Source organism: Pseudomonas sp. 10C3, from assembly GCF_036346185.1.
Classification (GTDB): domain Bacteria; phylum Pseudomonadota; class Gammaproteobacteria; order Pseudomonadales; family Pseudomonadaceae; genus Aquipseudomonas.
Genome location: NZ_JASJVE010000189.1, coordinates 1 through 243 on the forward strand (window position 1 = coordinate 1; position 243 = coordinate 243).

Consider the following 243-nt stretch of genomic DNA (forward strand, 5'->3'; position numbering starts at 1 on the left):
TCATATAGCTTCATGACCTCGCCCAGCCAGCCAGCCAGCCAGCCAGTCAGTGCGCCACACTACTCACCCTCTCAGGCATGTTACGCTCCGGCATGCGCGTAGGGTTCTCCAAGCTAGGCGGTTCCTGTGCAATGAGTTCCTGTACAGCCTTGATGCCCTTGTCCAAGATTTCCTGCGTGGTAGCTGCGATGTGCAGGTAGAGGGGCGGGTCTGCTTCGGTTGCCATTTCGCGCTGCGGGTACC

The 243-nt window shown here is 59.3% G+C and carries 1 protein-coding gene; it reads right to left on the reverse strand.

The genetic code is table 11. The features are described 5' to 3' along the window. Window positions 1-46: 46 nt before the first annotated feature. On the reverse strand, window positions 47-243 hold a 197-nt coding region (locus tag QN399_RS26575), incomplete at its 5' end, for a hypothetical protein (protein WP_330201973.1).